Origin of the sequence: Plantibacter sp. T3 (assembly GCF_902506515.1) — a bacterium.
Lineage (GTDB): Bacteria > Actinomycetota > Actinomycetes > Actinomycetales > Microbacteriaceae > Plantibacter > Plantibacter auratus.
The window spans coordinates 207,798-225,829 of record NZ_LR733286.1 but is presented as its reverse complement, the minus strand read 5'-3'; the positions used below and the strand labels follow the sequence as shown (position 1 = coordinate 225,829).

The 18,032-nt window shown below is 66.8% G+C and carries 16 protein-coding genes and 1 tRNA gene; 11 read left to right on the top strand and 6 right to left on the bottom strand.

The genetic code is table 11. The features are described 5' to 3' along the window. Window positions 1–12: 12 nt before the first annotated feature. The 3 genes from GV015_RS01100 (at window position 13) to GV015_RS01090 (ending at window position 3,454) form a co-directional block, all read left to right on the top strand. Window positions 13–414 carry an MmcQ/YjbR family DNA-binding protein gene (locus GV015_RS01100; RefSeq protein ID WP_159876008.1) on the top strand — a complete coding sequence of 134 codons (402 nt, stop codon included), beginning with the start codon at window positions 13–15 and terminating at the stop codon, window positions 412–414. A gap of 95 nt (window positions 415–509) precedes the next feature. Beyond that, on the top strand, window positions 510–2,048 hold the full coding sequence (locus GV015_RS01095; protein ID WP_159876006.1) for a hypothetical protein: 1,539 nt from the start codon (window positions 510–512) through the stop codon (window positions 2,046–2,048). A 23-nt stretch (window positions 2,049–2,071) separates the two neighbouring features. Beyond that, entirely contained in the window at window positions 2,072–3,454 is a 1,383-nt protein-coding gene (locus tag GV015_RS01090) for an LLM class flavin-dependent oxidoreductase (RefSeq protein ID WP_159876004.1), read from the top strand. Window positions 3,455–3,555: 101 nt separating this feature from the next. Here GV015_RS01090 and GV015_RS01085 read toward each other — a convergent pair whose 3' ends face one another. The 3 genes from GV015_RS01085 to GV015_RS01075 form a co-directional block, all read right to left on the bottom strand. Beyond that, window positions 3,556–4,794 carry an acyl-CoA dehydrogenase family protein gene (locus GV015_RS01085; RefSeq protein ID WP_159876002.1) on the bottom strand — a complete coding sequence of 413 codons (1,239 nt, stop codon included), beginning with the start codon at window positions 4,792–4,794 and terminating at the stop codon, window positions 3,556–3,558. 186 nt (window positions 4,795–4,980) lie between these two features. Beyond that, window positions 4,981–6,243 (bottom strand): acyl-CoA dehydrogenase family protein, encoded by a 1,263-nt coding sequence (locus tag GV015_RS01080; protein WP_159876000.1) that lies wholly within the window; start codon window positions 6,241–6,243, stop codon window positions 4,981–4,983. Continuing rightward, window positions 6,240–7,709 carry an LLM class flavin-dependent oxidoreductase gene (locus tag GV015_RS01075; RefSeq protein WP_159875998.1) on the bottom strand — a complete coding sequence of 490 codons (1,470 nt, stop codon included), beginning with the start codon at window positions 7,707–7,709 and terminating at the stop codon, window positions 6,240–6,242. Before GV015_RS01075 ends, GV015_RS01080 begins: the two co-directional genes overlap by 4 nt. 191 nt (window positions 7,710–7,900) lie before the next feature. On the opposite strand from GV015_RS01075, the gene GV015_RS01070 reads away from it, so the two are divergent. The 6 genes from GV015_RS01070 (at window position 7,901) to GV015_RS01045 (ending at window position 11,113) form a co-directional block, all read left to right on the top strand. Then, window positions 7,901–8,437, top strand: a complete 537-nt coding sequence (locus GV015_RS01070; protein WP_159875996.1) for a TetR/AcrR family transcriptional regulator — start codon at window positions 7,901–7,903, stop codon at window positions 8,435–8,437. After that, window positions 8,434–8,796 carry a multidrug efflux SMR transporter gene (locus GV015_RS01065; RefSeq protein ID WP_159875994.1) on the top strand — a complete coding sequence of 121 codons (363 nt, stop codon included), beginning with the start codon at window positions 8,434–8,436 and terminating at the stop codon, window positions 8,794–8,796. The genes GV015_RS01070 and GV015_RS01065 overlap by 4 nt, the downstream gene beginning before the upstream one ends. Beyond that, complete coding sequence (locus GV015_RS01060) at window positions 8,793–9,119, top strand: multidrug efflux SMR transporter (RefSeq protein ID WP_071260538.1); 327 nt, start codon at window positions 8,793–8,795, stop codon at window positions 9,117–9,119. The genes GV015_RS01065 and GV015_RS01060 overlap by 4 nt, the downstream gene beginning before the upstream one ends. 49 nt (window positions 9,120–9,168) lie before the next feature. After that, on the top strand, window positions 9,169–9,855 hold the full coding sequence (locus GV015_RS01055) for a GNAT family N-acetyltransferase (RefSeq protein ID WP_159875992.1): 687 nt from the start codon (window positions 9,169–9,171) through the stop codon (window positions 9,853–9,855). A gap of 106 nt (window positions 9,856–9,961) precedes the next feature. Then, a complete protein-coding gene (locus GV015_RS01050) occupies window positions 9,962–10,477 on the top strand; it encodes a hypothetical protein (protein ID WP_159875990.1) in 516 nt (171 codons plus the stop codon). Window positions 10,478–10,573: 96 nt separating this feature from the next. Then, window positions 10,574–11,113 (top strand): AAA family ATPase, encoded by a 540-nt coding sequence (locus GV015_RS01045; protein WP_159875988.1) that lies wholly within the window; start codon window positions 10,574–10,576, stop codon window positions 11,111–11,113. Window positions 11,114–11,260: 147 nt separating this feature from the next. Here the strand turns inward: GV015_RS01045 and GV015_RS01040 are convergent, their stop codons facing one another. Next, entirely contained in the window at window positions 11,261–12,961 is a 1,701-nt protein-coding gene (locus tag GV015_RS01040) for a hypothetical protein (RefSeq protein ID WP_159875986.1), read from the bottom strand. Between the two features lie 269 nt (window positions 12,962–13,230). On the opposite strand from GV015_RS01040, the gene GV015_RS01035 reads away from it, so the two are divergent. Continuing rightward, a tRNA-Arg gene (locus tag GV015_RS01035) sits at window positions 13,231–13,303 on the top strand. A gap of 220 nt (window positions 13,304–13,523) precedes the next feature. On the opposite strand, the gene GV015_RS01030 is transcribed toward GV015_RS01035, so the two are convergent. Continuing rightward, window positions 13,524–13,940, bottom strand: a complete 417-nt coding sequence (locus GV015_RS01030) for a tyrosine-type recombinase/integrase (RefSeq protein WP_159875984.1) — start codon at window positions 13,938–13,940, stop codon at window positions 13,524–13,526. A gap of 438 nt (window positions 13,941–14,378) precedes the next feature. Between GV015_RS01030 and GV015_RS01025 the strand changes: the two genes are divergently transcribed. Continuing rightward, entirely contained in the window at window positions 14,379–15,830 is a 1,452-nt protein-coding gene (locus GV015_RS01025) for a hypothetical protein (protein WP_159875982.1), read from the top strand. Between the two features lie 542 nt (window positions 15,831–16,372). On the opposite strand, the gene GV015_RS01020 is transcribed toward GV015_RS01025, so the two are convergent. Next, on the bottom strand, window positions 16,373–17,461 hold the full coding sequence (locus tag GV015_RS01020; RefSeq protein ID WP_159875980.1) for a HigA family addiction module antitoxin: 1,089 nt from the start codon (window positions 17,459–17,461) through the stop codon (window positions 16,373–16,375). Window positions 17,462–18,032: the final 571 nt, after the last annotated feature.

Sequence of the window (18,032 nt, the reverse complement as noted above, 5' to 3'; positions counted from 1 at the left end):
TAGCGTCGGCGCATGGAGCATCCGATCGTGCATGATCCCGACGATCCGTTCGTCGAACGCGTCAGGCGGTTGTGCCTCGCCTATCCGGAGGCCGTCGAGACGTTCGGCCACGGACGCCCGCGGTTCAAGGCGGGCAAGCGCGTGTTCGTGACCGTCGGGTCGGAGATGCGCATCCCGCACAGCGTCACGTTCACGCCGGCCGAGGAGGAGCGCGGCGCCTGGCTCGAGGACGAGCGGTTCTGGTCGCCGAAGTACGACGGCCCGTCGGGCAAGCTCGCGTTCGACGCCGGTCTCGACGGCGACGACGGCCGCACGCTCGACGACGTCGACTGGGCACTCATCGCTGAGTTGATCGACACCTCGTACCGGCAGGTCGCCCTCCAGCGGCAGCTCCGGGCGCTGGACGCGCGCTGACCCGGGACGGGCCCGGTCGCGGCAGCATCTCGAAAGGGTCGTGCCAGACTGACGACCGGGGGAGCGTCATCGAGACGCATCGGAAGTGGGGAGCCATGAGCGACGGGGGCGCAGCCGGGACATCGCCTGAGCGCGATGACGCCGAGGCCAGCGCCGCCGGATCCGTCCACGCGACCTCGACCGTGGCGACCTCGCCCGACCCCGACGACGCATCCGCGGATCCCCAGGATCCTGCCCGCCGGTCGCCCCGAGTCGCGTTCCTGATCGCGTATCTCATCCGCTCCGTCGACCTCGTCGTCTCGGCCGTCCTCATCATCGCCATCGGGGGCGTCGTCACGACGCTGTTCGACATCGTCGGCACCGCCATGCGCGTCGATCAGTCGACCGGGTCGTACGGCCCCGACGCGCCGCTCGTGCTCGGCGGGCCGTCGGGGGCGGAGCTCTGGTACCAGATGCTCGGCTCGCTCGGCGGGTGGATCCTCCTCGCTGTCGGCGTCATGCTCGTGATCGTCCAACCGGTGATGGAGGTCGTCCGTCGGAGGACCCCCTCGCGCGGGCTCGCCTACGTGAGCGGCCTGACGGCGGTCATGGTCGCCGGGATCGGCTTCGGTGTCCTGGTGGTCTTCGGGATACCGCCCGTGGGGTTGATCGCCAGCGGAGCCGCTGGTGGGCTGGTGAGCAATCTCGGATCAGCACTCGCGATACTCGTCTTCGGACTCGTCGTCTACGGAGCCCCCGTGCTGATCGTCGCCGCGCTCATCATGCTCCTCTCCTTCGCCATCGGTCGGCGACGGGTACGGGTCGTCACTGCGGTGCTCGCCGGTCTCATCGTCGTCGCCGTCATCGTGGCGTCGACCGGTGCGTTCCGCCCGCCGCCCGCGCGTGAGGTCGCCGCGGCGCAACGGTCCGAAGCCGAGGACGGATTCACTCGGGCGCTCGCGGACATCGACGGGATCGCCGACATCGAGGTCGTCGGTCACGGCGCGACGGTGACGATGTCCCTCGATGCCGGCGTCGGGCAGGTGCTCGGCGCGGCGGACGCGGCGAAGCGTGCCGGGGAGGACCTCGAGGGCATCGCGATCGTCGTCATCCAGCGCGAGCCGGACCCGACGTCGGCCGCCCAGCAACAGGATCCACCACGGGGACCGTGGCGGGTGCAGCTCGTGCCGAGCGATCAGAGCATGGACGAGATCGCCGACGAACTGCAGCGGCTGATGCTGACGGAGCGGCTGCAGGTGTCGATCGCCGTCACGGAGGGGGCACCGCTCATCACCGTCTTCTCCATGGATGCCCTTCCCGCGGCGGTCCGGGAACTCCGCGGGATCTACCCGGACGGCGCGCACTACCGTGTGCCGGAACGCTTCTCCATGGCGGACGACCCGGCCGAGCTGAGCGTGCCGATGGTCGACGCCATCCTCGCCGTCGTCGAGGCCTACCCCGATGTCGAGATCGAGGTCAACGCCCAACCGAAGCTCTACGTGAACGACGTGACCCCGGAGGAGGCTGCAGCGATCGTCGCCATCCTGCAGGACCCGGCGCTCGCCGGAACGAGTCCGTCGGGCTACCCCGCCGACTACCAGATCCACACCTCCGGACCCGAGGGGGACGTCTACCTGGAGGGCACCTTCGGCTGAGCCCCTGCCGGTAGCGTGAGGGGATGACCGCCGCTCAGCCCTCCCGCCTCCAGTTCGGTGCCTTCGTGATGAACACGGGCTCCCACATGCAGCACGGCCTCTGGCGCCACCCAGACGCGAAGCAGCACACCTTCGACGACGTGAACCTCTGGGTCGACCTCGCGAAGACGCTCGAGCGGGGTCGGTTCGACACGATCTTCTTCGCCGACGTCGTCGGGGTCTACGGCGGTGCCGGAGCGTCCTTCGACGTGAACGCGCGCGAGGGCATGCAGTTGCCGAGCAACGACCCGTCGATGCTGCTGTCGGCGTTGGCGATCAGCACCGAGCACCTCGGCCTCGCGTTCACCTCGTCGATCCTGCAGGAGCACCCGTTCACCTTCGCCCGGAAGATCTCGACGATCGACCATGCGTCCGGTGGGCGGGTCGGCTGGAACATCGTCACGAGCTTCCTCGAGAACGCGGCGCGCAACTACGGGCTCGACCGCCTTGTCGAGCACGACGAGCGGTACGCGTGGGCCGAGGAGTACGTGGCGGTCGTCGGCAAGCTCTGGGAGGGGTCGTGGGACGACGGCGCGCTCCTTGCCGACAAGGCCAGCGGCGTCTTCGCCGACCCCACCAAGGTGCACCGGATCGACCACGTCGGCGAACGGTACCGCGTGGAGGGCCCGCACCTGTCGTCGCCGTCGCCGCAGCGCTCGCCGCTCCTGTTCCAGGCCGGGTCGTCCGGTGCGGGGAAGGCGTTCGCCGCGAACTACGCCGAGGTGCAGTTCATGATGGCGCCGAGCATCGAGGCCGCGCGGGCGTCCGCGGAGTCGACGCGCGCGCTCGTCGCCGAGACCGGCCGCGACCCGCGCGACGTCAAGTTCTGGCAGGCGATGTCGTTCATCGTCGGCAGCACCGAGGAGGAGGCGAAGCGTATCGAGGCCGAGTACGACGACCTCCTGTCGGCCGACGCGTTCCTCGCTCACTCGAACCTCGGCACCGACCAGGCGACCGGCAAGCCGATCGACCCGGACACCCCGCTGAAGGACGTCGAGACCCAGGGCGGGCACAGCATGCTCGAGGCGCTGAAGGCCCTGTCGCCGGACCGGGAGCCGACCGTGCGCGACCTCGCCAAGCTCACCGCGAAGCTGCGGGGTCGCGTCGTCGGCACGCCGGAGCAGATCGCCGACCACCTGGCCGAGTGGCGAGCGGCCGGGATCGACGGGATCAACGTCGCCAACTGGATGGTCCCGCACTCCTACGAGGTCTTCGTCGACGAGGTCATGCCGGTGCTGCAGGAGCGCGGTCTCGCCCAGCGGGAGTACGCGCCGGGCACGCTCCGCGAGAAGCTCTTCGGTGCGGAACCCACCCTGCCGGAGACGCACCCGCTGCGTGCCTACCGCGGCGCCTTCGCCGGCCGCTGACCCGCACCCGCTCGGCAGCAGGACATCCTCCCGAGAGCAGGACGTTTCGACGCGGAATGTCCTGCTCTCGGGCGGATGTCCTGCGCTCGTGCCGCGGCGGGCTACTCCGGCTTGGCCGTACCGACGGCCCAGACGAAGGGCGGCGGCGTTCCGTTGATGGACCAGTCGCCGACGATGCGCGTCTTGTAGATGACGGGGTTGTGCGACGCGACCGTGCGGGCGTTGCGCCAGTGGCGGTCGAGGGCGCTCGTGCGGCTGACGGCTGAGGCGCCGAGCGTGTTGAACAGCAGCGTCGCGGACCGTGGGACGAGCTCTGAGAGCACCACCTGCGCCTGGGCGGAACGGATCTCGGCCTCGATGTTCGCCTGCAGGTCGTCCGCGGAATCCCGGTCGGCGGCGGTCTCCGACGCCCGCTCGATCGCCGCGGCGACCCCGAGGACGGTCTGCTTCGCGACGAACGCGATCGACGAGATCTCGCCGACGACCGCCTGGATCTGCCCGTCGTCCTTCACGAGCGGTGCGAGACCGTGCGTGTAGACGCGGGTGCGGGCGCGGATCTGCTCCCCGGCGTCGCGCTCGACCGCCGCCGCGATCCCCGCGTGCACGGCGATGAGCACGTGCTGGTAGAGCGCGGTCTGGTAGCGGAACCGGTCGGTGAAGGGGTGCAGCTGGTCGGCGTCGACGACGGCGTCCTCGAACACGATCGTCCCCGTGCCGGTGAGCTGCTGCCCGAAGCCGTCCCAGTCGTCGGCGATCGTCACGCCCAGCTGGTTCGTGCGGACGAGCACGGTGACCTCGGTGTCGGGCTGGCCATCGACGACGAGGCGCGCGGTGGCGTCCGTCCAGTCGGCATAGATGCTGCCCGTCGTGTAGAACTTGCGGCCGTTCACGACGTAGTGACCGTCGCGCTCGGTGACGACCGTTCCGGAGACGCCGAGCGCGCCCGAGCCGACCTCGCTCCAGGCGTTGCCGACGATCTCACCGGCGACGAACCGCTCGAGCCAGGCGGTGCGTCGATCGCTGGGGGCCGCGACCAGCTGGTCCTCGACGAGGGCGATGTGGCCGCGGAAGATCTGCGGGAGGTTCGAATCCGCCGCGGCGAGCTCGATCAGGAGTTCCGTGAACTCCGGGAAGGTGAGCCCCGAACCACCGAACTCGGCGGGGACCCGAAGCGCGCCGAAGCCGGCGGCGGCGAGCTTCCGCACCTCCTCGCGCGGGAGCCGGTGCTCGAGTTCGCGCTCCACGGCGCCGGCCTGGATCTCGGCGAACAGCGGCAGGAGCAGCTCGCGGGCGGCCGCGAAGCCGACCGGGCGGGCGGTGGTGGAGGGTGCGGAGGTCATCTGGTTCCGTTCCGGAGGCGGCGGTGGGCTGGTCGTGTGGTTGGCCCTTCGACAGGCTCAGGGACCGGTGGAGGTGCTCAGGGACCGGTGGAGGTGCTCAGGGGCCGGTGGAGGTGCTCGGCGACCGGGTTGAGCAGTCTGGGTTCGGTCCCTGAGCCTGTCGAAGGGCGGGAGTGGCGCGAAGGCCTAGGTGTAGAGCGAGATCGGCTGCAGCTCGCCGTTCAGGTGGTTCGCGCCGACTTCGAGCTTCTTGTAGTCGACCGGGTCGTGGAGGGAGTGCGTGCGCACGTTCCGCCAGAACAGGTCGAGCCCCACGGAGGCCTTCGCCGAGCTGGAGCCGGTGACCTCGAAGATGCGGTTCGCGACCTCGATGCCGAGCTCGGTGGAGACGACCTTGAGCTTGGCGATCTCGATGGCGATGGCGCCGCGGTCCTCCGCGGTCACGTCCGCTCCCCGCTCGATGATGCGGTCGAAGCTGGCGTTCGTGCGGTCGGCGAGCGCCTCGACGGCGGCGATCGACGACACGAACTCGCCGACGACGCGCTGGACGAACGGGTCGTCGCGGTAGGTCTCGGCGTGGCTGAGGAACCAGGCGTTCTTCCGCGCCCGGACGAGCTCGGTGCCCTGCGCGAGCGCGCCCTCCGCGATGCCGAGGTAGAGGTTGCCGAAGGCCAGCTGGATGCCGGGCGTCACGAGGGAGGAGAACGGTTCGTCGCCGACGGTGCCGAGGATGTCCGTCTGCTCGACGAGGACGTCCTCGAACCGCACGGAACCCGACGCGGAGAGCCGCTGGCCGAGCGCGTCCCAGTCGCCGAGGTAGGTGATGCCCGCGCGGTCGTGGTCGAGGACGAACTGGAAGATCGTGCCGTCGTGGTCGCCACCGCGGACGACCGCGTTGACGAGGATGACGTCGCCGGCCGAGGCGCCCGTCGAGAACCGCTTGAGTCCGTTGAGGCGGAACGCGTCGCCGTCCTGGGTGAGCGAGAGGTCGGGGTCCGTCGGGTTCACGGAGTCGCCCCAGATCCACCGGCCCTGCACGGTTTTGCGGTGCCACTCGGCCTGCGTGTCCGGGTCGGCGGTGAAGCCGATGTTGCCGGCGTTGATGTAGTGGTAGGCGAGCAGCTGGCCGATGGAGGCGTCGACGCGCGACAGGATGCGGACGACCCGGAAGGCGCTCTCCCAGTGTCCGCCACCCCCGCCGAACTCGGTGGGGTCGAGCAGGTTGACGAGGCCCGATTCGCGGAGGAGGTCGAGCTCGGTGGTGGGGTCGAGGTTCGCGCGGTCGCGTTCGAGGACGTCGACCGCGAGCTTGGTGGCGACCTCGGTGGCGACGGCGTCCCAGTGCGCGAGCTCGGCGTCGTCGGCGGTGCCGGACCAGTGCGTACGCCCTTCGGGGACCGGCTGCCCGGTCACTGAGCCTGTCGAAGTGCTGATCGTGTCGATGCTCATGCTGAGGCTCCTTCTGGGGCGTAGGCGTTGGTCTCGTCGGCGTTGTCGGTGTCGAAGAGGGAAGGCGCGGTGTCGTCGGCGGCGGACGGCTGCCCGACGTACGCACCGCGGTAGCGGTGGGCCGGGTGCCACTCGGGCACGACGGAAGAGCCGGTGCCGTTCAGGCGGCCGCGCAGCGTCCCCTCCGGGTACTCGTCCCAGACGCGGCCACGGCGACGCAGCTCGGGCACGAGCAGGTCGACGACGGCCTCGAAGGTGCCGGGCGTGATGACGTAGGCGAGGTTGAAGCCGTCGGTACCGGCGACGTCGATCCAGCGCTCGATCTCGTCGGCGACCGTCGCGGCGCTGCCGACGAACACGGGCCCGATGCCGCCGATGCCGATGTAGTGGGCGATGTCGCGCGGCGTCCACTCGCGCTCCGGATCGGCGAGCGTGAAGATCGCGAGCGCCGAGCGGGCGGCGTCGGTGTCGACGTACTTGAGCGGCTTGTCGGGGTCGAAGGAGGAGAGGTCGAGGCCGGACCAGCCGCCGTAGAGGGTGAGGGCGCCGTCGAGCGAGATGTACTGCTGGTACTCCTCGTACTTCGCCTGCGCCTCCTCGTCGGTCTCGGCGACGATCGCCGTGGCGAGGGTGAGGATCTTCACGCTGTCGCGCGGCCGTCCGAGGGCCTCGGCGCGGTCGCGGATGTCGTCGGTCGTCTTGCGCGTCAGCTCCGGGACGAGCCCGTTGATGAACACCGCCTCGCCGTGGGTGGCTGCGAACTGGCGACCGCGGGCCGAGGCGCCGGCCTGGAAGATGACGGGGGTGCGCTGCGGCGACGGTTCCGAGAGGTGGATGCCGGGCACCTGGAAGTGCTCGCCCCGGTGGTTGATCGGGTGCACCTTCGTGGGGTCGGTGTAGACGCCGTTCTCCCGGTCGATGACGACCGCGTCGTCCTCCCAGGAGCCCTCCCACAGTTTGTAGGTGACGTCGAGGAACTCCTCGCCGATGCCGTAGCGGTCGTCGTGCTTGATCTGGGTGGTGAGCCCGAGGTTGCGGGCGGCGGAGTCGAGGTAGGAGGTGACGACGTTCCAGCCGACCCGACCCTTCGTGAAGTGGTCGAGCGTCGAGAAGCGGCGGGCGAGGGCGTACGGCAGCTCGTAGGTGGACGCGACGGTGACGCCGAAGCCGAGGTGCTCGGTCGCCTTCGCCATGGCCGACACCTGGATGATCGGGTCGCCGACGGGCAGCTGCGCGGAGTCGATGAGCGCGGGCGCGGAGGAGTGACGGTAGACGTCGTAGATGCCGACGACGTCCGCGATGAACAGGGCGTCGAAGGTGCCCCGCTCGAGGAGTCTGGCGAGGTCGATCCAGTAGTCGATGTCGTTGTAGCGGTGCGCCTGGTTGTCGGGGTGCTTCCACAGGCCGGGCGCCTGATGGGTCACGCAGCTCATGTCGAACGCGTTGAGGATGATGCGCTTGCTCACAGGGATACCACCGGGTCGTCTCGTCGAGGCTGGGTCCGACGGCGATCACGGCGCCGTCCAGCACGACGGTACTCGGGGGCTCGGGTGCTCGCGAGGGGCTCGAAACAGAGCGTCACATGGGCCGCCGGGCGTTTGTTCCTCACGGTTCGTTCCCAGAGTTACTTTACCTTACGTAAGGTAAAGTAACTCCCATGAGACCCAGTGCACGGAACGAGATCCTCGATGCGGCCGTCCGCGTCGTCGACGCCTCCGGAGAGGCGAACATCACCTACGAGGCGGTGGCGCAGGAGGTCGGTCTGACGAAGGCCGGCCTGCGCTACCACTTCCCCTCACGGGACGCGATGATGATCGCGGTGATCGAGCATGTCGTCGCCCGCTGGCAGCGCGAGCTCGTGGAGGAGCTGGGGGCGCCACTCGAGACGTCGACGCTCGAGGAGCGGGTGCGGGCCTTCGTCGCCTTCGCCGGGGAGGGCGGGGCGAGCCAGGGCGAGTTCGTCGTCTTCGCCGAGGCGGTCAGGCGTCCCGAACTCGCCGCTCCCTGGCTCGAGTACCTTCGCACCTGGTTCGGGTTCGGTGAGGACACCGATTCGACCTCCCTCCTGCTCGTCTGGTTGGCGGCGAACGGTCTCTGGATCGCCGAGGCGACCGGCATCCTCGACGTCGGCCGCGACCAGCGCGCCGACCTGGTCTCGCGACTCCTGGCCCTCGCTGGAGGTGAACCCCGATGAAGAAGTGGCTGATCCTCTCCGCCGCCATCCTGCTGGAGGTCACGGCGACCCTCTCGCTCCGTGGCGCCATCGAGAACCCCTGGTGGTCGATCCTCGCGGTGGCCGGGTATGCGGGCGCCTTCGTCGCCCTGTCGCTCCTGCTCCGGATGGGGGTGCCGATCGGGGTGGTCTACGGCATCTGGGCTGCGGCCGGCGTCGCGCTCACCGCGGTGCTCGCCTCGCTTGTGTTCGGCGAGCAGTTCACCTTCATGATCGGGCTCGGCATCGCGATCGTGATCGCCGGCGTCGTGCTCGTGGAGACGGGCCACGCCCCGGAGCCGCCGAAGCCGGGCGCGGCGAACGAGGAGGTCGGCGCATGACCTGGTTGCTTCTGGCCGGTGCCATCGTTACCGAGGTCGCCGCGACGCTCTCCCTGCGCGCCTCGGAAGGCCTGCGGAAGAAGCGGTGGATCGCTCCCGTCGCCGTGTTCTACGTGACCGCCTTCGGACTGCTGACCATCGCACTCGCGAACGGGATGCCCGTCGGGATCGCCTACGGGATCTGGGCCGCCTGCGGGGTCGCCCTCACGGCCATCGGTGCGCGCGTGCTCTTCAAGGAGAAGCTGACGCCGAAGATGATCGTCGGCATCGGCCTGATCGCGGTCGGTGTCCTCGTCATCGAGCTCGGTTCCCAGGCGCACTGACCCGCGCTGGTCGTCGCCCCACACCCACTCTCCGCCCGAAAGGAAACGCGTGTTCACTATCGCTCCCGCCTCGCCCGCCGACCTCGAGGAGGCCGCGGCCGTGCTCGCGACCGCCTTCCGACAGGACACGGTCACCTCGACGCTCGTCTCCGGTTCCGATCGTGAGCGCCGGCTCGCCCTCCTCTTCGAAGCGATGCTGTGCTCGGGTGCGGCATCGAGTGGCCGCGTCGACCTCGCTCGCCGGGACGCCGACGGCGTCGTCCTCGGTGTCGCCGTCTGGGAGACGCCGGACGCCCGCCACTCCGTGCTCGACCAGGTGCGGCAGCTGCCGAGGTTCGCCCGTGCGCTGGGGCTGCGCGGACTTCCGCGAGCCATGCGCCTGCAGCGGACTCTCGCGCTGCCCCGTCCGGTCGAACCGCACTGGTACCTCGCACAGATCGGCGTCGGCGACGGCGCTCGCGGGGCCGGTGTCGGGGGTGCGCTCCTCGAGTCACGCCTGCGCGCCATCGACGCCGACGGTCTCCCCGTGTACCTGGAGTCGTCGAACGAGCGCAATCGCGCGCTGTATCGGCGAAGCGGATTCCGGAGTATCGCCTCCATCACGGGCATCCCGGGCGTGACGCCGGCTGCGATGTGGCGGGACGCCGCGCGGTCCGCTCCTGCGTCGACCGTCTCGGCGTCGACGGACAGGCGTGGATCGGTGGCCGTTGACGCTGGACTCCCGTCGCCGGCCTGACCGTGGCCTGACGGGGTGGGGAGCAGTACCCATTGAACGGCTGTCGGGTCTGCGGCATCCTCGTCCTGGGCGAACCGCCCGGAATCGACAGCCTTGGGGGGCTCCTGTGGACAGCAACGTGCTCGCGATCATCGCCATTCTCGTCCTGCTCGCCATCGTCGGGCTGGGGGTGTTGAAGGGACTCGGTCGGCGGAAGCTGCGTGAGGCCGGCGAGAGCAAGCAGGCCAGGATCCCCGCGACCCTGCAGGAGTTCGGTCGCTCCGTCATCCTCGGGACCGACACCGCCGGTGCGGTCGCGCTCATCGAGGGCCTGCCGAAGAGTCGGTTGAAGTCACTGCGTCCGGGCGTCTGGGGCCTCAACCAGATCTCGAAGGAGGACGCGGTGATCGAGGTGTGGCCCGCGGGTTCCGGCGCTGAGGTGCTGGTCACCTCGCTGGAGGAGAACTTCGGGTTCCCGCAGGGGCTCGACGGCTGGCAGCGCTTCACCGGTCAGTTGGAGGCCGCTGCCACGGCGCAGGGTGTCGCCGTCCAGCGTGGCGCCCGGGCCTTCCAGTACCAGCCGGCACCCGCGAACTCCCTCGACCGCGCGCACTGGGTGCTCGCCAAGGTCGTCGCTCGCTGAGTCGCCTCTCCCGAATCGCGGCGGCGCTCACTCACCCCTCCGGAAGAGCTGCGGAGGCGCCAGCACCGTCGTGGCCGCGACCGATACCATCGGGCAATGTCCATCGCGAGGTTCGACACCGTCCTGATCAATGGCAGCGTGGGCACCGGCAAGACCTCCGCTGCCGAGGCAGTCGGTGAGGCGTTGCAGCGATGCGGCGTTTCAGGCGCGGTCATCGACGTCGACTGGTCGAGCCGGTTCTGGCCTGCACCCGAGGACGATCCGTTCCGGGCCGCTCTCGCTCTCGAGAATCTGCAGGCGATCACCGCGAACTTCCGGCGCGCCGGCGCAGCGGTCGTCGTCGTCGCCACGGTGATGGAGACGCCCGACCAGCTGCAACGCACCACCGTCGCCCTCGGCTCCCCGAGGCTGCTGCACGTGCGCCTGACCCTGGATCCGGACGTCGCGCGCTCGAGGTTGGCCGGACGCCACGGTGACGACGAGGCGGCGCTCAGCTGGCACACGCGGCGTCACCCCGAACTGGCGGGCGTCCTCGAGCGGGCCGGATTCACCGACGACATGCGCATCGACACGACTCACAAACGGCCCAGGGAGGTCGCTCGAGAGATCCTCTCGGCAATCATCGCCGGTCCCTGAGCTTGTCGAAGGGCTGTGAGCCCTCGTCTAGTCCCTGAGCCTCCCTCCGGTCCCTGAGCCTCCCTCCGGTCCCTGAGCCTCCCTCCGCTCCCTGAGCCTCCCTCCGGTCCCTGAGCTTGTCGAAGGGCCCGCCAGCCGCCCTCTCGCCTACAGGTTCCCGAGATAGGCCAGGCGCTCGCCGCCGAGTTCGACCGCCAGCGCCCGCTGCCGCTTCACCCGCCGCCAGCGCACGATGAACAGCACCGTCCCGATAGCCGTGAGCACGAGGCTGACGCCGAGCATGATCGGCCCGGTCGCGCCGAGCTCCTCCGGGTCGACGGACAGGAGGGCGCCCGCGAGCACACCGACCCCGCCGAGGCAGGTCCCGGCGTAGGCTCCGGCCGCGAACAGGCGCGACGCGGGGATCGGGCCGAGGAAGTGCTGCAGGAGCACCGGCGGGAGTCCGCGGCGGCGTTGTTCCGGGCCGCGCCGGTCGAGCCACTCGAGGGAGAACCGCTGAGCGATGTGGATCTCGCGTGCCCGCGCGATGCCGCCGACGATCCACGCGACGAACGCGAGTAGCGCGGATCCGACGACCGCGACAGCGACGAGCGCGTTCGCGTCGGACGGCAGGAGGCGGTCGATGACCCCTTCCGCGATGGCCGCCCCGAAGATCGCGAGCAGGCCGATCCCGGCTAGCCCGATGAGGATCCAGTCGCAGACCTTTCGGAGGGTGCGTGCGCCGACCGTCTCCGGAATCGGTTGCAGGTGGACGACGTCGTCGTCGTCCGCGAGCCAGGACCGCACCCGAGCCTGGTCCTGTGGCGGAATCCACGACGGCAACTCGCGTCCGTCGTCCGGGTCGACGCGCTCTGCATCCCGATTGCTGCGCTCTGCATCCCGGTTGCCGAGTGCCCCATTCCGGTCACCGAGCTTGTCGAGGTGCACTCGGTCGACGATCTGCTCCGCGGCCAGCCGGGCCGGGTCGTCCGGTCGACGGAACCGGTCGTCGTCCGTGTCGTCGTCGACCGCCGTCGCCTCGTCCTCGTCCGCGACGACCGACCCGTACTGCGGCGCAGGCGGCACGAGGGGAGTGGGGTTCGGGGCGTCATGCGCCGCTGGAGCCACGTCCTGATGCGCGCGCACGACCTCCTCCACTGCGCCCTGTGCGGCCCGCATCGCTTCGTCCCGGATGCTCCGGCCGAGCGGCCCCGCGGCCTGGACCACCGCGTCGAGCAACTTCACGTCGCCGGTGGACTCCGCCACGGCGATGCAGTCGCCGATGAACCCGCGTCGACCGATCGCGACGTCCGAGCCCTTCCCGGCGAGTGAACGGGAGATGCGTTCCCGGCCGACGTCGAGCGGATCCTGGCCGGTGTCGTCGGGGATGCCGCTACCGGCGATGAGCGCGACGAGTGGCACGAGGTCGGACGTGGGGAGGCTCCGGAGCCAACCGCCGTTCACGATGATGCGCGCACGTGTACCGGTGTCGGTCGTGAGTCGCAGACTGAGGGCCGGCGTGGTGGCGGCGGGATTGCGGGTGAGGAGTTCGCCGCTCACGATTGAGCGCAGCGGGATCGTCTCGCCCCGGAGGAGCGCGGTGCCGCGGACGGTGTCGACGCCGACCGGGCGGAAGGCGGTCCGGAGGTATGACAGGCAGATGCCGGCGGTGAGGAGGAAGCAGAACGGAATGGTGATGATCGGGGCGAGCGCGATGTCGAAGACGGAGTCGATGATGCTCCCGAGGCCCCACCCGACGACGGTGGCGAGGATGCCCGACAGGATGACGATCAGGACGAGGTTCGCCCGGACGGGAGGTCGGCCGATCACGGTGAAGCCGTCGTTCGTCGGTCCTGGTGCAGCGCTCACGTCGTCCTCTCCGCAGGTGGTCGCATCGACTGTTCCATGTCGGCGCCGGTCGTGTCGATGGGGAGCCCTCCCATGGTCCGCGGGCCGCACACGTTCCCTGAGTCACCTCCTCCGCTCCCTGAGTCAGCTTCCCCGGTCCCTGAGCTTGTCGAAGGGTGTGGCCTTCCCCGGCCCCGAACCCTTCGCAGCACGATTCGCGTCTTCGGCTTCCGTGTTGTAGGCTCTACTTCGGCCTGCCGAGCCGAAGTTCTCTTCTCTCAGCAGGCAATGCGCCCGTAGCTCAACGGATAGAGCATCTGACTACGGATCAGAAGGTTGGGGGTTCGAATCCCTTCGGGCGCACATCCTGAAAAGCGGTCCACTTCGGTGGACCGCTTTTGTTTTGCCTGGTCAACGGCCATTTCTTGTTCGCCTTTTCAAGGCTGCGAGGCTGTCGTCGGGATCGATTTGTGATCCCTGACAGCAACCGAGACAGCAACGTCTACGGTATGGGGGCTGTGGGCGCCAGAGCGGAGTAAATAGCGGATGCGGCATCGACGAGCGCGCTCGGCATGACATGGGCTTAGAGGTCCGACGTGATGGACATCGTAGAGTGTCCGAGCACATCCATCACGACCCGCAACGGAACGCCCCGTGCCAGCAGGAGCGACGCGCACGTGTGACGCATGTCGTGGAAACGAATACGACGGACGCCAGTGGTAGTGATCGCCTGGTCGAAGCTCCGCCGCAGGTTGCTTGGTTCGATCATCGTGCCGATGCCAGTCGAGAACACGAGACCGTTCTCCTGCCAGGATTCACCGGCCAGTTCGCGCTCGATGCGCTGAGACCGTTGCCTCGAGTGCAGTTTCTCCACAGCGATGTCGGAAGCGGAATGGTCGACGGGAGCGAGCTGACTTCGGCGGACCGATAACCATGCCGTGGGAAGCTCCCAGGCGTTGAGCCGTTTGCCGGACGTGGAGTTTGCGCGTGGCGAGATCAATGTCCTCCCACCTCAGTCCGAGGAGTTCGCCCCTGCGGAGTCCGAGAGCAAGCGCCAGAGTGAAAAGCTCGTTGTGCTGCTCGGTGGTCGTGAGCTGCAGGAATGTCGCCGCTTCCTCCACCGTCCACGGGGTGGTGTGTGGTTGGGCATACCCCACCCCGATCTCAAACGGGGAGTCCCCTCTAATAGCGATGATGAACGGTCGATTCACTGAAGTGACGCGTGTTCTGGATTCGTCGCTTGGCGAGTAGCCTGAGGCCAGGTTAGAGCCGAGCATCCGGGCCGCGCCCTGCGCCTCTTGCGATCGATCCTGCGCTCGGTCCCTCAGTGTTCGTCGTGTAGGCATCTTTGCGGTTGAACGGAACAGGCAGGCGGCCACTCTGTGCTTTGTGCGCCGAAAGGTCACCATTTTCGACGTTGTAGGGCAGGATGTACGACATGACGAATGCGCCCGTAGTGCCAATTTCGGTCCCGGACAGGTTTGAGAGCCTCCGCTCGGTTGGAGATGGAGTCCTGAAGGGCATCGTTATGCCGATCGACGACCTGCTCGAGATTATCGATGCTCGATTCGAGGACATCAACTCTTCAGGAGTCGGTGAATCTTCCGGGAAGGGTTCATTGATGCTCCTGCGCGGAGACAGCGGAGCGGGGAAGTCGACATTCCTGGATACGGTGGGTCTCTTCCGTAGTGGGGTCGAGACGGTGACTATTCGTTCAAAGGAGAACGTGCAAGAGGTCCTAGCTGCTATGGGGGCTAGCCTGGGGCCCAGAATCATTGTTCTCGAAGGTCGTGAGGCATTGAGAGACGTCTCGGATCGAGATCTAGAGTCGGCTCTTCATGAAATCAATTCGTTCACGCGCTCGGAAGAGGGTAAGGAAACGCTGTTTGTCTGGCCGACAAATCGAGATGACCTGTCAGAGAGACTTGCTGATCTGGGCGATAAAATCGGCGATTCCGGCCTGTTTGGTGTCGACGGTCCTATCGTTCAGTTTTCGGGGCCCCCGAAGGAACAGTGGGTGCGAATTGCTGAGCGTACAGTGAGTGCCCTCAATCAGGGGGCTCAGCTCAGTGCGCTTGGTATTTCTGCTGAAAAAGCGGAAGAGCTGTTGAGTGGATCGAGCACTGTCGGGCACTACCTAGCTAGCGTCCGTAAGCTGCTCCTAACGAACACGAGACGCGTCAAATCTCTGCAAAAAGTCAAGCAAGAGCGTGTCTGGATAGTCGTGATTGCGGGTAACGATCCCGACAATGATGTTGCCGCGCTTACCCGCGGCCGTGGGTCCTACGCAGACATTGAACGCTCAATGTCTGCCACGGAAGCCAATGTTGTAGCAGAGCTCAAGAACTATCCAGACCAGCTCGGAATTCTCGGAACGGTCCTTGATGCGCGGATCATGTACGTCGACACCTTGACTGCCCAAGCGGTTGCGCGTCAATACGGTTCGACGGCGCTTCACGCGGCCATGCGGGAGCGCAGTGGTAGCACCGCCCCGGATCCGAAGGCTCCAGACCGGTTTCGCACGAGTGAGCTTGGAATCGTCGCGGGCGGTGGGTCTCTTGGTGTTCGTCGCCGAGGGAAGAAGCCGGGCTCATCCTCCCAGGCAGCCTTCGCAATTTTGGCAGACATCGCAGCCAAGAACGATGGATTACTGAATGCTGCCTTTGCTGCGGCGATGACCCAACTCGGACTAGCGTCCAATGCTGAAACCGAGGTACCCCTGGAGGGATCCGGATTAAAATATCACAGCGACATCCTTGCAACTATTGGCGGTGAACCTGTCCGAATCGAAATGATGTGGCGTAAGCAGACAAGCAGGGCGGAGATCGCGAATTATGCGCTTACAAAGCTAAATAACTACGGCAAAGCAATCGGCCTGCTGGTGACCTGAGCGAAGCCAGCGCATCATGTTTGTTGAGGTAAAGTCTGAGATAACTGACATTTGCAACGGGAGAGACGATTCGACCGATTTCTGATCGCTTCTACTCACCTTCCGGCGTGGATCGGGCGGGGGAGGATGGCTCATCAACCGGGCGTAGTGCGGCGGAGACCGCATCATCCACTTTGGTCGTGTCGGTAGCGGCCATCAATACCATCTAACCGAACTTTGCCGCTGCGTCACCGTGGAGAGTAACTGACCCTGGAGTCCTCATCCATTTTCGCTCATAATAGTCACGTTCGATAGAGGGCATTGCTTCTTCCATCTTCCCCATCCAGTATCCGTAGGTTTGTGTTCCGTTGGGGGATCTACCCCACCCTCGGACGAACCGCCCGTTGTGCTTCCGTCACAATAGTGCCGAGGATATTCGGTAGTCGATCGCTCCTCGATGGCAGTTGTCCGACGGATTGTTCCGGTAGCTTGACCGGAAAGATATTCGCACGGCACCGTGGGTTAGGAAGGACCTGAGGCCAGCTCTCGGCCTACTCGTAGGGTCACCATTCGAGTTCGATCATGAGGCGGTTTCCGTGAGCGTAGGACAAAAGCCTCTTCCGATGCATCTGATGCACCGCCACGCCCGGTGAAACGCCGATCTGTCGTGCAGTACGCACAATCGCGGTGTCGGACGCAAGTCCGCTGAAGGGCTTCAGTCCATCGTCGCCGAACAGGATGTCGAAAGCAAACGAGTTCGCATTTCTCTCTGCGGTGCTGTTGCGAACTTTCTCGTTCTTGTACTCGATGTGGGTTTCACCGCGAGGGTCGTTCAGTACATGGCCGAGCTCGTGGAAAAACGTCCAGATAATGAACCCGTCGCGAGCGCGGCGACCAGACTGCTGAATGACTGGTACTTTCTGATCGATCCACCGGGTCATTCCATACAGGGGCAGTCCATCCGGCGGCTCAACCATGGAGAAGACGACTCCAACGTCGGAGAGAATCGAGGCGAAATCACGCAGCAGGCGGGCGTCGGGCGTCGCGGCACGCTCTCGCAGGATGGGGAGAGCGGCGCGCAACTGCTCGGAGTCGAACTCGTACTTTCTGCCTCGCTCGTACGCCTCGGAGAGTTCGCCGGCTCGAAGCCATGTCGCACAGGTCACGCGATCGAAGGCCGCCTTACTCTCGGTGAGGGCGGCTAGAGCGTACTCGCCTTGTGCGGCGTCCGTAATGCTAGCTTCGAACGACTCCCACGTTCCGCACCTGTGGAAGGTCAGGAAGTCGGTTACCAGTTGCCCCGGCGTCTTCAGGGTTGCCGCGGTCGCCCCGATGCTGCGGAGGTATGTCGCGGTTCCCTTCGGGATCATTGAGGCATGTTTCGCCAGATCGGCATTCTCGCGAACTCGGGCAAGGTCCAACCTGTACTGCGTTTCGAATCGCAGCCATGAATCGGCCGGGATAGAAGTCAAGCGCTCCAGCTTGAGCGCAGTGTCTGACGACACGGGCGCGCGGCCATTGACTATCTCGTTGACGAGCTTCCGGCTGCAACCCAGAAGGTTTGCGGCGTCTTGTTGTGTTGTCGCGGTGTCATCCAGCCACTCGGCGAGATACTCACCCGGAGCGACAGCGTAGTTTGTGTCCAATGTCATTGTTCTGCCCTCCGGTCAGTGGTAGTCAAAGATTTCTATGACAGTGACGGTCACCGCATCAGCGGCAGCACCTTCTCCATCGGGCCTGATTACGAGTCGCTGGTTTCGACTTAGCTTCCCGGCCCAGGTGCCGGCTCGATTTGACGTGAGCGGGTGCCAATCGCCCAGTGGGTCGAGTGATCGAAGATCCCCGACCTTGCTGGCTATGCGGAGTGCGTTGACCCGAAGTCGAAGCTTGTCGGCGACGTCCGCGCGCTTCTTGAACATCGTTCGTTCATCGGCGCAGGTGCGCTCTAGATCTCGGTCCTCGTATCGAACCTCCATGTGTCACCAACTTCGTTACATGCTAGCCCACCTGCGCGCATAATTCTCCCCACACTGAACCACTCTAGGCGGGCTCTCGGGGATGAACCGACGACCGGCGGCCAGCGAGTGCTGTCGGGGTTACCGGCAAGGCGTTTTGTGAGAACTTTCTATACTCATTCAAGCGACCCGGCTTCGCCGCGTCGGAGCGGGTCGTTTCGTCGCCGCCCGCCTGCGGTGCGTCCGTCCTCGCTTCGCTCCGGGCGGG